Source organism: Marinobacter sp. CA1 (genome assembly GCF_020546665.1).
GTDB classification, from domain to species: domain Bacteria; phylum Pseudomonadota; class Gammaproteobacteria; order Pseudomonadales; family Oleiphilaceae; genus Marinobacter; species Marinobacter xestospongiae.
This window is the reverse complement of record NZ_CP071785.1, coordinates 1,589,706-1,601,822: the sequence shown is the minus strand read 5'-3', so window position 1 is coordinate 1,601,822 and position 12,117 is coordinate 1,589,706. Positions and strand designations below refer to the sequence as shown.

10 protein-coding genes are annotated in these 12,117 nt (G+C 61.3%); all 10 read right to left on the bottom strand.

Annotated elements, in window-relative coordinates; genetic code table 11:
• Positions 1-26 precede the first annotated feature (26 nt).
• Entirely contained in the window at positions 27-1,658 is a 1,632-nt protein-coding gene (locus J2887_RS07475) for a methyl-accepting chemotaxis protein (RefSeq protein WP_227175357.1), read from the bottom strand.
• Positions 1,659-1,986: 328 nt separating this feature from the next.
• Complete coding sequence (locus tag J2887_RS07470) at positions 1,987-3,456, bottom strand: IS1182 family transposase (RefSeq protein WP_227175356.1); 1,470 nt, start codon at positions 3,454-3,456, stop codon at positions 1,987-1,989.
• 142 nt (positions 3,457-3,598) lie between these two features.
• Complete coding sequence (locus J2887_RS07465) at positions 3,599-5,389, bottom strand: acyl-CoA dehydrogenase C-terminal domain-containing protein (protein WP_227175355.1); 1,791 nt, start codon at positions 5,387-5,389, stop codon at positions 3,599-3,601.
• 203 nt (positions 5,390-5,592) lie between these two features.
• Positions 5,593-7,392: an acyl-CoA dehydrogenase C-terminal domain-containing protein gene (locus tag J2887_RS07460; protein ID WP_227175354.1), complete on the bottom strand. Its 1,800-nt coding sequence runs from the start codon at positions 7,390-7,392 to the stop codon at positions 5,593-5,595.
• Between the two features lie 230 nt (positions 7,393-7,622).
• Positions 7,623-8,177 (bottom strand): putative metalloprotease CJM1_0395 family protein, encoded by a 555-nt coding sequence (locus J2887_RS07455; protein WP_324197256.1) that lies wholly within the window; start codon positions 8,175-8,177, stop codon positions 7,623-7,625.
• Positions 8,178-8,280: 103 nt separating this feature from the next.
• Entirely contained in the window at positions 8,281-8,526 is a 246-nt protein-coding gene (locus J2887_RS07450; protein ID WP_227175353.1) for a flagellar basal body rod C-terminal domain-containing protein, read from the bottom strand.
• A gap of 61 nt (positions 8,527-8,587) precedes the next feature.
• On the bottom strand, positions 8,588-9,298 hold the full coding sequence (gene bioD / locus J2887_RS07445) for a dethiobiotin synthase (protein ID WP_227175352.1): 711 nt from the start codon (positions 9,296-9,298) through the stop codon (positions 8,588-8,590).
• Positions 9,299-9,394: 96 nt separating this feature from the next.
• Positions 9,395-10,198, bottom strand: coding sequence for a malonyl-ACP O-methyltransferase BioC (gene bioC / locus J2887_RS07440; protein WP_227175351.1), 804 nt, complete (start codon positions 10,196-10,198; stop codon positions 9,395-9,397).
• On the bottom strand, positions 10,195-10,950 hold the full coding sequence (locus J2887_RS07435) for an alpha/beta fold hydrolase (RefSeq protein ID WP_227175350.1): 756 nt from the start codon (positions 10,948-10,950) through the stop codon (positions 10,195-10,197). The genes bioC and J2887_RS07435 overlap by 4 nt, the downstream gene beginning before the upstream one ends.
• Position 10,951: 1 nt before the next feature.
• Positions 10,952-12,112 carry an 8-amino-7-oxononanoate synthase gene (gene bioF, locus J2887_RS07430; RefSeq protein ID WP_227175349.1) on the bottom strand — a complete coding sequence of 387 codons (1,161 nt, stop codon included), beginning with the start codon at positions 12,110-12,112 and terminating at the stop codon, positions 10,952-10,954.
• Between the last annotated feature and the right edge of the window lie 5 nt (positions 12,113-12,117).

Below are 12,117 nucleotides of genomic sequence, written 5' to 3'. Positions count from 1 at the left end.
TGGGCCTTTGTGCGTGTCTGTTAAGGTCAATCCGACTGGTCAGTGGATTGGCTAAGCCGGAACTGGGCAATGGTCTGACGCAGGGTTTCCGCCATGGTTAACAGGTTTCCGGCAATCTGCGCAGTTTGCTGGGCGTCGTACGAGGTCTGCTCGGCAGAACGGCTGATTTCGATCACATTGTGGTTGATGGACTCCGACACCTCACTTTGCTCATTGGCGGCACTCTCCATCTCCTGGTTGAGATCGGTGATCTCCCGCACCGCCGCAGCAATACTCTGCAGCTCCGCTTCCACCTTGAGAATTGCATCGACCTGATGTCCTGCCATCTCCGAGGCGTGACGCATGGTGGCAACGCAGTCGACCACTTCGCCCTTGAGGCTGTCGATGGTGGCGCGAATGTCGCCGGTGGAGTCCTGGGTCCGAGACGCCAGGGCCCGCACCTCTTCCGCCACCACCGAGAAGCCACGGCCCTGTTCACCGGCCCGGGCGGCCTCAATAGCGGCGTTGAGGGCCAGCAGGTTGGTCTGGTCGGCAATGGTGGATATCACTTCCAACATATCGTTCATGCGGCTGGTGCGCTCATCCAGCTCCTCAATACGCTGGGCGCCGGCCTGCACTTCGCCGTTCAGAGCCTGTATGCCTTCCACCGCGGTACGGGCCAGACGTTCGCCAGTGTTGGCAGATTCAGCGGTGTCTGACGACTTGCGGGCGGTGTTGATGGCATTTTCCCGCACCTGTACCGCGGACGCCGCCATCTCGGTGGTGGCACTGGCAACCTGGTCGGTGTTGTCTTTCTGCGCCAGCACCTCCCGCTCGGTGGTGTCGGATTTCTCCGCAATACTGCGGGCCGCTTCTTCCACCTGACGGGCGTTGTCCAGCACCGTGTGCATACTGTCACGAATGCGGGTCATCATGCGGTTGAAGGACTGTGACACCAGGCCAATCTCATCGTTGCGGGTAACGTCCAGTTCGATGGTGAGATCGGAGTTGGAGGAAATCTCGTCCATCCGGTCCCGCAACCGACGCAACCGGGAGAACACCAAACGCCCCAGCACCAGCGTGGTCAGGGCGAAGGCGCCCACGAAAATCAACACCTGAATGCTGCCACTGGTGAGCAGTTGCTGGTTCAGTCGGGCATCACTTTCGGCCAGCGAGTAGTCCACCCGGATCGCCCCCAGGACATCGCCGTCCTGGGCCTGGTGGCAGCCCAGGCAGTTCACACCCTGGTAGTTCTCCCGGGCGATCACCGGTTCGATCAGGGTGTAGATCCGGCCCTGATCGTTGCTGGAGTACTCTTCCACCCGCTCTCCGGCCAGCGCCCGTTCGCCCAGCTCTCCGCGCTGTTGCTCAGCCTTGGTGCCGGCCCCGTACATGGCGTTAAGCTGATCACTGCGGATCACCCGCACGTCCAGCACGTCCTCCGAGGCCATGGCCTTCTCCCGCAACATTGCCCGGTTACCAATGGTGCCGGTCACCATCATGGTGTTGAGGGCATCAAAGTAGGACTTGGCCAGGCCGTCGACGTAGCGATGGGTGTAATCCTCCAGGTGGGCACGCTGGGCCTGGGCGCTGTACAGCACCGTGAAGACCAGTACCAGGGAGAACGCCACCGCCAGGGCGGCAAGCAGGAGAAAACGGATGGAATAGTGTTTTTTCATGGTGACCCATTAGCCTGTCCGCCGGTTCCGGGCGGCGTGGTGATTATTGTAAGAGCTCGCCTCTCATCGTTTTTTTGGGCGACCTACTAAACATAGACGGCGTTATGACGAAAAACTTTATAGATATGCGTCAATTTTCAACCTGATATAGATCAGGTCAAGGGCAGGCAAATGTCAGATATTGCAAAACCTTGCGCGGCCGAGCCAAAAAGGTCTGAAACAGGAAGGGGAAGTAACGCAAAGAAAAAGGCGGGGACTGTCGTCACCCGCCTCAGACTGCTGACAAACCCCGGTTTTCCGGGGTTTGTTGCATTTGGTGGTTCTGTTTTCAGCCGACGGTCGCTTGAGTCAGCCTTCCTCGTCGATACTTCCTATCAACCCGTTTTTGAGTCCATGCCAGGATAGACGCCTGTAAGACCAGTGCTGCAAGCGATTTCAGCCCCAAAATACGCGCCAGGAGCTGCGCGATCTTCTTCATATTCTGGGCAGTCGCAGCCAACAGACATTGCTCGCGGACCTTTGACAGCCCTCGCAATCGAGCATAGCGATGGCCATGCAACTGCTTGGCATCCGCGAACGAGCGCTCCACCGTCTCTTGCCGTCGTTTGTATAGCGCCTTGCCCCAAGGCGTTAACCGGTTTTGGTCGACTCGTTCTTTGCTGTCCTGCCAAACGTGGCGGGTGAGCACCTTGACGTGGTTAGCGCTGCGCGTGCACTGACCAAGTAGCGGGCAGTCTTTGCAGTGAACCGGGTTGGACTTGTACTCCCGGTAGCCCTGCCGGTTGGTGGTGGCGTAGATCAGCAACTGTCCCTCGGGGCAGCGATAGGTATTGGTTTCCGGGTCATAGGTGAAGGCGCGCTTGGGGAGATAGCCCTTGGGCTTGTTGGGGCGTCGGTAGCCCATCACGCCATAGATGCCCCGGTCTTCCAGGCCCTTGCAGAGACCCGCCGTGTAGTACCCCGCATCCAACCCCACACCCCAGACGTCAAAACCGAAGCGTTCTCGCTGGCGGTCCAACCGATCGAGGTAAGGCCGGCTGTCATGGAGATTGGCCGGGGTCGCGTAACTGTCTGTGATGATGGCATGACGCCCATCCACCGTCCGGTGGTCCAGATAGAAGAAGCCCTTGGGTTTCCCTTCCCGCACCATGTAACCGCTGTCCGAGTCGGTACGACTCACCTTGGTGTCCTTCATTTTGGGCGGCTGCTCGGACAGCTTCGTTTTCAGCGGCTGCTTGCCATGAGCCTTGCGGTCGCTCTCGATCGCCTGCTCCAAACTCTCCAGGTAATCCACCACCTTCACTTCCGCCTGTGCCAGGTCGTACTTGTTCTTGTTGGCGTTGGCCTTGAGGTGGGTGCTGTCGGTGTAGAGCACTTCGCCACCAACCAGGCCGTACCTCATGGCCTGAAGCACGATCTCATCGAAGATCTCCTGATAGATGTGGCTGTCATGAAAGCGACGACGGCGGTTCTGGCTCAGCGTGGAGGCATCTGGCACCTTGTCGGTCAGGTTGAAACGCAGGAACCAGCGGTAGGCCACATTGACCTGAATCTCCCGCACCAGCTGCCGCTCACTGCGGATACCGAACAGGTAGCCCAGAAACAGCATCTTGAACAACACCACCGGATCAAGGGCCGGGCGGCCGTTGTTTGCGCAATACAGGTGCCGTACACGCTCACGAATGAACTCGAAATCAATGGCGTGATCGATTGAGCGAAGCAGATGGGTTTCAGGAACCAGGGACTCGAGACAGACCATCTCGAGTTCGTGTTGTTGTGGGGAGGGCTCTTTGAGCATGGGGCAGCCTCTGGAAAGTCGCTGGCCCAATTACAACAACCCCCCGCTACCATGGCGAGGGTTTGTCAGCAGTCTGAGGCGGGGACTGTCGTCACCCGCCTTTTGTGTACCACACGATGGTGTCAGCCTGAGCTGACCGCGATCAGATCTCGTCTGCGGTCGGTGCCATCATGGAGTCGCTGCCACTGCGAATGCCTTCGGCCAGTGACACAGTCTTCGGCAGCAGGCGGTCAAAGTAGAACCGCGCGGACTTCAGCTTACCGGTGTAGAAACCGGAAGTGTCGCCCTCAGCCTTCGGCGCTGCGACTTTCACCATCTTCGCCCACATGTAAGCCACCGCGGTGAGACCGAACAGGTCCAGGTAGTCCACAGAGGCCGCACCGATGGCGTTGGGGTTCTCTGCCGCCTGGGCGATCACCGCCTCGGTGACGTCCGAGAGCCGCTCCAGCGCCGCCGACAGGGACTCCAGGTAAGGCCGCAGGGCGGCATCATCGTTGTTGTTTTGAACGAACTTGGCGACGTCAGCCGCAAACAGCTCAAACAGTTTGCCCTGGCTGCCCACGACCTTACGGCCCATCAGGTCGAGGGCCTGGATGCCGTTGGTGCCTTCGTAGATCTGGGTGATACGGCAGTCCCGCACCAGTTGCTCCTGGCCCCACTCACGGATGAAGCCGTGACCACCGAAGACCTGCTGACCAAGGATACAGGTGTCCAGACCACGGTCGGTCAGGAACGCCTTGGCCACCGGCGTCAGCAACGCCACCATGCCTTCGGCATGCTTGCGCTGGTCGTCGTCTTCAGCGTACTTGGCAATGTCGAGCCACTGGGCCACGTAGGTGGAGAAGGCACGTCCGCCTTCGACGTAGCCTTTCATGGTCATCAGCATACGGCGCACGTCGGGATGCACGATGATCGGGTCGGCAGCCTTGTCCTTTTCCTGGGCACCGGTAGGAGCCCGGCTCTGAATGCGGTCCAGAGCGTACTCACGGGCACTCTGCAGGGACGCCTCGGCAGCGCCGATGCCCTGGATGCCAACACCCAGCCGCTCGTAGTTCATCATGGTGAACATCGCCGCCAGGCCCTTGTTAGGCTCGCCAACCAGCCAGCCCTTGGCACCGTCAAAGTTCATCACGCAGGTGGCCGAGGCCTTGATGCCCATCTTCTTCTCAATGGAGCCACAGCTGAAGCTGTTGCGCTCGCCCAGGGAACCGTCGTCGTTGACCAGGAACTTCGGCACCAGGAACAGGGAGATGCCCTTGGGACCGGCCGGCGCGTCCGGCAGCTTCGCCAGCACCAGGTGGATGATGTTCTCCGCCATGTCGTGCTCGCCCCAAGTGATGAAGATCTTGGTGCCGGTTACATTGTAGGAGCCATCGCTGTTGGGCTCGGCCTTGGAGCGGATAATCCCCAGGTCGGTACCGGCATGAGGCTCGGTCAGGTCCATGGCGCCGGACCAGACGCCGGAGTACATGTTAGGCAGGTACTTCTCTTTCAGTTCCTGGCTGCCGTGGGCATTCAGCGCCAGGCAGGCGCCCGCCGTCAGCATCGGCGCCAGTCCGAAGGACATGTTGGCACCCTGCATCATTTCCTCGAACTGGGCCACCAGCATCTTGGGCATGCCCATGCCACCGAACTCCGGGTTGCCGCCGAGGCCGTTCCAGCCACCTTCCACGATGGTCTGGTAGGCTTCCTTGAAGCCTTCCGGGGAGGTTACTTCCCCTTCGTTCCATTTACAGCCCTGCTCATCGGCTTCGCGGTTGAGCGGTGCCAATACGCCGCTGGTGATCTTGCCGGCTTCTTCCAGGATTGCATCGGCGGTGTCGGGATCAACGTTCTCCGCCAGCTTGGGCAGCGAACTCCAAAGGGCCGGAGCCTCGAAAACCTCGTTGAGGACGAATCGCATGTCACGCAGGGGCGCCTGATAGTCAGCCATCTATTTCTCTCCAGAATTCAAACACTAAAGGTAAACGGTGCGAAGGGTAAAAATGCACCGGCAGGTGTGTGCCCGTTACTGTTGATGTTTTTGTAGGGAGCTATTCTACCCAATTTTGGGCCCGGTCTCACAACTGCTGTCGGGACCCATAAAAAAGCCCGCTTGCACGAAGCGGGCTTTTCCGGTGTCGAATCACCCGCGCCTTAGAAGGCGAAGGATTCTTCCGGCATATCCATCAGGCTGTCGGCACCGGCCAGCATCATTTCAGCGTGGCCTTTGGTCCGCGGCAGCAGACGCTTGAAGTAGAAGCGTGCACTCAGCACCTTGGCGTTGTAGAACGCTTCTTCGGTGGTGCCTTCGGCCATGGCGTCCAGCGCCACCTTGGCCATGCGCGCCCACAGGTAGGCGAAGACGGCGTAGCCGGAGTACATCAGGTAGTCGACTGACGCCGCACCTACTTCGTCACGGTTTTTCATGGCGGTCATACCAACCTTCATGGTCAACTCGCCCCATTCCTTGTTGATCGCAGCCAGCGGCTCGAGGAATTCCTTCAGCTGCTCGTTGTCAGCGTTTTCCTTGCAGAAGATATGCACCTGCTTGGTGAAGGACTTCAGCGACTCACCCTGGCTCATCAGCACCTTACGACCCAGCAGGTCGAGCGCCTGGATGCCGGTAGTGCCTTCGTAGATCATGCCAATGCGGGCGTCACGAACGTTCTGTTCCATGCCCCACTCGGAGATGAAGCCGTGACCACCGAAGACCTGCATGCCCAGGTTGGCGGACTCGTAACCAATCTCGGTCAGGAACGCCTTGGCGATCGGCGTCAGGAAGCTCAGGGCTTCGTCGGCAGCCTTACGCTCTTCTTCGGACTTGGCACTGTGGGTCTTGTCGACCTGCTGGCCAGTCAGATAGATCAAGGCGCGGGCGCCTTCTGCGACCACTTTCTGGGTCATCAGCATGCGACGCACGTCCGGGTGAACGATGATCGGGTCGGCCGGACCTTCCGGGTTCTTCGGACCGCTCAGGGAACGCATGGCCAGACGGTCTTTGGCGTAAGCCAGTGAGCCCTGGAAACCAAGCTCGGCGGCACCCAGACCCTGGATGGCAGTACCGATACGGGCGGTGTTCATAAAGGTGAACATGCAGTTCAGACCGCGGTTCTCAGGACCAATCAGCCAGCCTTTGGCACCATCGAAGTTCATAACGCAGGTGGCGTTGCCGTGGATACCCATCTTGTGCTCCAGAGAGCCACAGGAAACCGCGTTGCGCTCGCCAACGGAGCCGTCTTCGTTAGGCAGGAACTTGGGCACGATGAACAGGGAAATGCCCTTGGTGCCTTCCGGTGCGCCCGGCAGGCGTGCCAGAACGATGTGGACGATGTTCTCGGCCATGTCGTGCTCACCGGCAGAGATAAAGATCTTGGTGCCGGAGATGTTGTAAGAGCCATCCGCATTCGGCTCGGCCTTGGAGCGCAGGATACCCAGGTCAGAACCACAGTGTGGCTCGGTCAGACACATGGTACCTGTCCACTCACCGCTGATCAGTTTGGTGAGGTAAGTCTGCTTCTGCTCTTCGGTGCCGTGGGCTTCAACGGTGTTGGTGGCGCCGTGGCTCAGCCCCGGGTACATGCCCCAGGACCAGTTGGAGGTACCAACCATCTCGCTGATGACCAGCCCGATGGAGTGCGGCAGGCCCTGGCCGCCATAGGTGGGATCGGCGGTCATGGACGGCCAGCCACCTTCGACGTACTGCTGGTAAGCTTCTTTGAAGCCGGTCGGCGTCTTGACGACATCGTCAGCCAGCTTACAGCCTTCCTGGTCGCCAACCGCATTCAGCGGAGACAGAACCTGCTCTGCGAACTTCGCGCCTTCCTGGATGATGGCGTCGACCATATCCGGAGTCGCGTCTTCGCCTCCCTCCAGACTGGCGTAATGCTGCTCGCTGTCCAGCAGCTCATTCATGATGAACTTGATCTCACGCAGGGGCGCTTTGTATTCAGGCATGGAATCCACCTCGTTATCGGTTCTTGCTGCGCAGGTTCTCGACGCAGCACACTGCCATCAGGATTGCTCGGACACCTTCGCCAACCGGACTCAGGCATCAATTAAACAAGTGTTTGAAACATACGTTTGTAGGTGCGGAATTGTCAAGCGTGTGATCGCAAATTTATCCCGCGCAGGCAGCAACAGGCCCGCTCGGACTCATCCAATACTGAAAATTATTATTCGGAATATCAGGCAGTTGCCTGAAAACCAGCGAGATCGGTCGGTTGATCGGCAGCGGTGGAGCGAGAAATGGAACGGTAGGTGTCGGCAGCAGCATCGCCCTGACGGTCCGCGACTTCGTTCGCCGCTTCATCATCGGATGACTCCCGGGATTCGCGGGACTGCTCGACCTGGGCCTGCAGCAGAATCTGGGTCGCCTCCGCCGCCACCGTCCGATCCTGACTGGACGGCTCCGCTGGCGCCAGGGCAGCGGCGCGGACAATACGCATCTTGTCGATGGTGGCCTGGGGGTCGCCCTCTACCGGGGCGATATCAATGGAGACTTCCCCACCCACGGCGTACTGGGCGCCATCGGGCCCACGCTGGTAGGTGTAGCTGGGTGCGCCGGCGTATTGCCCGCCAACGGACTGGTGGGCAGTCTCGTGGGCACGCACCTCGCGGTCCCGGGCCTTGAGCTTGGTGAGTTCCTTGAGTTCGGCTTCGGTCAGCTGGGTGTCAGCCTGAGCGCTACGGCTGGCCTGCTCGGATCGTTCGGTAGGCCGTGCCTCACCACGCTCTCCCATCTCGGCCTGAGGGCGCGGGGGAGCACTGGTCCCCTGAAAGGGACTGACGACGGGAGAGGAAGGCAAGGCACCTGAAATCATGGATGTGAACCGCGATCAACGCTCAGGCGTTGATGTCCAGCAAGGTGCCCAGAGTTTCGTCAGCGGTCTTGACCACCTGCGCGGAGGCTTCAACGCTGCGCTGATAGAGCTTGAGATCAACGATAGGCTCGAGCAGGTCGCCGTTGCCGGACGCACTGCCCTGAGGACCATCGGTGCCGCCGCGGGCAATCCTGCGGGCGGCGTTGTCCATGCCCTGAATACCTTCCTGGACACCCTGGATACCGATCGCTAGCGTGTTGTTGATCATATCGACGACCACCTGATTGACCTTCAGATTGTTTTCATTAAGCCACACCCCTGTTCAATTTTCAATCAAATGATCGTTCACCCCGCCCCAGGATTGCCTGCAATCCCAAAGACTCTGCCAGCACTACCGGGTCCGGCTGCGGTTGCCAGGGCAGTACACCCAGGCAGGGTGCCGGCAGCTGGGCCTGCAGGTACTCCAGGGTATCCTGCTCACAGCTCATCGGAGTCTCCTGCGGCCGGTTCGCCACCCAGCCCGCCAGCGGCAAACCATCGGCACGAATCGCTTCGGCGCTCAGCAGGGCATGGTTGATGCACCCCAGCTGCAACGGCACCACCAGGATAACCGGTAGCTCCAGCAGCTGCGGAACCCGGGCGTAGGTTTCCCGCTCGTTCAGCGGAACCCGCCAGCCACCAGCCCCCTCGATCAGCATCAGGTCCGCAGGCTGCATCTGCAGTCCCCGGCAGAACCCCACCAGACGCTCGGCGCTGAGCCGGCGCTGCGCCATCGCCGCTGCCACGTGAGGCGCAATGGCCGGCTCCATGGCCAGAGGATTGACCTGATCGTAGCTGAGGGTTTCGGTCATGGCGTCCATCAACATCAGCGCGTCTTCGTTGCGCAGCCCATCCGGCGTCTGCTCACAGCCGGACGCGATGGGCTTCATCGCCAGGGTACGCAGACCGAGGTTACGAGCAGCATGGAGAATCGCTGCTGACACCAGGGTTTTACCAACACCGGTATCGGTCCCGGTCACGAAGAAAGTCTGTTTGGCCATGGTGGTTTCCTGTTCAGTAGACTGTAATCCTGGTCAGTGGAAAGGGGTCCTGATCAGTGAAGAAAGAGCTGCACCGAATCGGGCTGATCGCTGCCGTCAGTCCGGCCGCCGGTAAGTAATATAGGCGGCCTCATAGCTCGCCAGCACCTCCCCATCGCGACGGGGATACTGCTGTGCCAGACGCCGCAACCGCCCCGGAGCGGTCACGGTCTTGCGGCGGGCATCCCCTTTGTACTGGGCTCCCAGGGATTTGAGCTCCGCCAGCAACTGCATGGGGGATTCGTAGGGCAATGTCACGGTCTCCTGCTCCACCGCCGCCTGCGGGGCGACCGCCATCACCTGTTCCAGCAACGCCGGCCAGGCTTCAAAGCGATTGACGTGGTCCACTCCCGGGTCCACCTGTTGCCAGGCGGCCGCCAGTTCCCTCAGGGTACCCTGCACCAGCGTGGAGCAGACCAGTACGCCACCGGGACGCAGCACCCGCAGGCATTCCGCCAGTACCGGCCGGGGATCGGTGCACCACTGGATCATCAGGTTGGAAAACACCGCATCGACACTGCCGGAGGCCAGGGGCAGCCGCTCGGCATCGGCCACCAGCCACTGATAGCCCCCCGCCCGCTGGCGACGGGCATGGGCCACCATGGCCGCCGACAGATCAACGCCGGTGACCCGCGCCTGGGGGTAGCGCTCGCTCAGAGCCGGCACAAACTGTCCGGTGCCACAGCCAAGGTCCAGCACCTTGCTGGCCGACAGCGTCCGCGGCAGTTGCGCCAGCAGACGCTCGCCCATGTGCCGTTGCAGTCTGGCAGCGCAGTCATAGGAGTCGGAGGCAGCCCCGAAATCCCGCGCCACGACGTGCTTGCTGGCGATTTCCGGACGGTGGCGGTCAATCAGTGTCATTGCACAGTCTCCTGAAGGGAGTGAGCGAACGTAAGGAGGTGTTGCCGGCAGACCTGCCCCGCCTCGTCCCGAGGCCAATGATCCATGCCCTCAATGAGCAGAGCACGGCTGTTCGCAGCCAACAGCTGGTCGGCCATGGTGGCGGATACCACCTGATCCTGTGTTCCCCACAGGTGAAGCGCGGGCGTGGTCAGGTTCTGCCACAACAGAGTTTGATCACTGTCGGCGAGCCAGCCCAGGGTCAGGGCCAGGTCGTCATCGCTCTGGGGTGGACCGGCCTGCAGCCAGCGCCGCAATGCCCGTCGATCCGAACGCCCCTGGCCATCACTCGCCATCAGCGCCAGAAACCGTTGCCAGCAACGGTGGCTGTCGTCGTCAAACTGACGCAAAAACGCCTCGAAGGTCGCTGCCGCCATCCCCGGCGAGCAGTGCCCGGATTGCACGAAGCGGGGAAAGCCCCCCAGGGTAACGACGCCACACACCGTGTCCGGGGCCTGGCCTGCGGCGGCCATGGCAATCTGCCCGCCCAGGGACCAGCCCAGCCAGAGGGATGGTTCAGGATAACGTGCCAACAGCCGCCGGGCAGCGGACTCAACGCCGCTGGCATCAGGAGACAGGTTGGCCAATAGATCACCAGCGAGGTCTAGTTGGGTCACCGGGCCCGGCCAGTCATGGATCAGTGTCGCCAGCATGGCAGCATCCACGCCCCAGCCTCCGATCACCCGAATTGGCAGATTACCGTGCCCTGCCATGTCAGGCCTCCGGCACTGGCCGGCAGTCCGCCAGTGCCGTCAGCAGGCGGTCGAGATCGGCATCGGTGTGGGCAGCGCTCAGGGTGACCCGTAACCGTGCCTGGCCTTCCGGCACCGTGGGCGGACGAATGGCGGTCACCAGCAGTCCCCGATCCTCCAACTGCCGGCTGAGTTCCAGCGCGGTCCAGTTGTCGCCCACCATGATCGGCTGGATTGGCGTTGCGGAAGGCATCAGCTGGTAGCCGAGAGCCTGGGTTTCTTCGCGGAATCGGCGAATCAGGTGCACCAGGTGCCGGCGACGGGCCAGGCCCTGCTCCACCAGATCCAGGGCGGCACAGGTGGCTTTTGCCACTGCCGGCGGCATGGCGGTGGTGTAAATGTAGGTGCGGGCTTTCTGCACCAGGTAATCGATCAGCAGCTGGGAGCCGGCGACGAAAGCCCCGCTGGTGCCTACTGCCTTGCCCAGCGTGCCGATCAGCAAAGGCACTTCCTGTTCAGACAGACCCAGGTGTTCCAGCGACCCGGCGCCTCGCTCCCCCAGCACACCGAGGCCATGGGCGTCATCCACCAGCAGCAGGGCGTCGTGTTCGCGGCACAGGGCCGCCAGTTCCCGCAGGGGCGCCATGTCTCCATCCATGCTGAAGACCCCGTCGGTCACCACCAGTTTGTGGCCGGAGGTGGCCGCAAGTCGGTCCGCCAGGTGATCCATGTCGTTGTGGGGATAGCGCTGGATTCGCGCCCGGCTCAGCAGGCAGCCATCGATAATGGAGGCGTGATTGAGGCGGTCCGAGAACACCGTGTCGCCCCGGCCCACCAGGGCAGAAATCACACCCAGATTGGCCATATAGCCGGTGGAGAAGAACAGCGCAGCACTTCGCCCGGTCAGGTCGGCCAGGCGCTGCTCCAGTTGGTGGTGGTAGTCGTGATGACCACAGATCAGGTGAGACGCCGCGCCACCAACGCCAGCGTCCGACACTGCCGTAGTCAGCGCCGCGCAAACCTCGGGGTGGCTGGCAAGACCAAGGTAGTCATTGCTGCAGAATGCCAGCAGCGACGTGTCATCGGCTGTCAGCGAAGGCTGTTGCGGACCACGAACCAGGCGCCGGGTCCGGTTGAGCCCGGCTTCATGCCGGGCGTTCAGTTCTGCTGCGAAATCCCGCAATGGAC

Coding starts and splice junctions, on each gene's coding strand:
- J2887_RS07475 (WP_227175357.1), bottom strand. CDS start 1,658: ATGAAAAAACACTATTCCATCCGTTTTCTCCTGCTTGCCGCCCTGGCG.
- J2887_RS07470 (WP_227175356.1), bottom strand. CDS start 3,456: ATGCTCAAAGAGCCCTCCCCACAACAACACGAACTCGAGATGGTCTGT.
- J2887_RS07465 (WP_227175355.1), bottom strand. CDS start 5,389: ATGGCTGACTATCAGGCGCCCCTGCGTGACATGCGATTCGTCCTCAAC.
- J2887_RS07460 (WP_227175354.1), bottom strand. CDS start 7,392: ATGCCTGAATACAAAGCGCCCCTGCGTGAGATCAAGTTCATCATGAAT.
- J2887_RS07455 (WP_324197256.1), bottom strand. CDS start 8,177: ATGGGAGAGCGTGGTGAGGCACGGCCTACCGAACGATCCGAGCAGGCC.
- J2887_RS07450 (WP_227175353.1), bottom strand. CDS start 8,526: ATGATCAACAACACGCTAGCGATCGGTATCCAGGGTGTCCAGGAAGGT.
- bioD (WP_227175352.1), bottom strand. CDS start 9,298: ATGGCCAAACAGACTTTCTTCGTGACCGGGACCGATACCGGTGTTGGT.
- bioC (WP_227175351.1), bottom strand. CDS start 10,198: ATGACACTGATTGACCGCCACCGTCCGGAAATCGCCAGCAAGCACGTC.
- J2887_RS07435 (WP_227175350.1), bottom strand. CDS start 10,950: ATGGCAGGGCACGGTAATCTGCCAATTCGGGTGATCGGAGGCTGGGGC.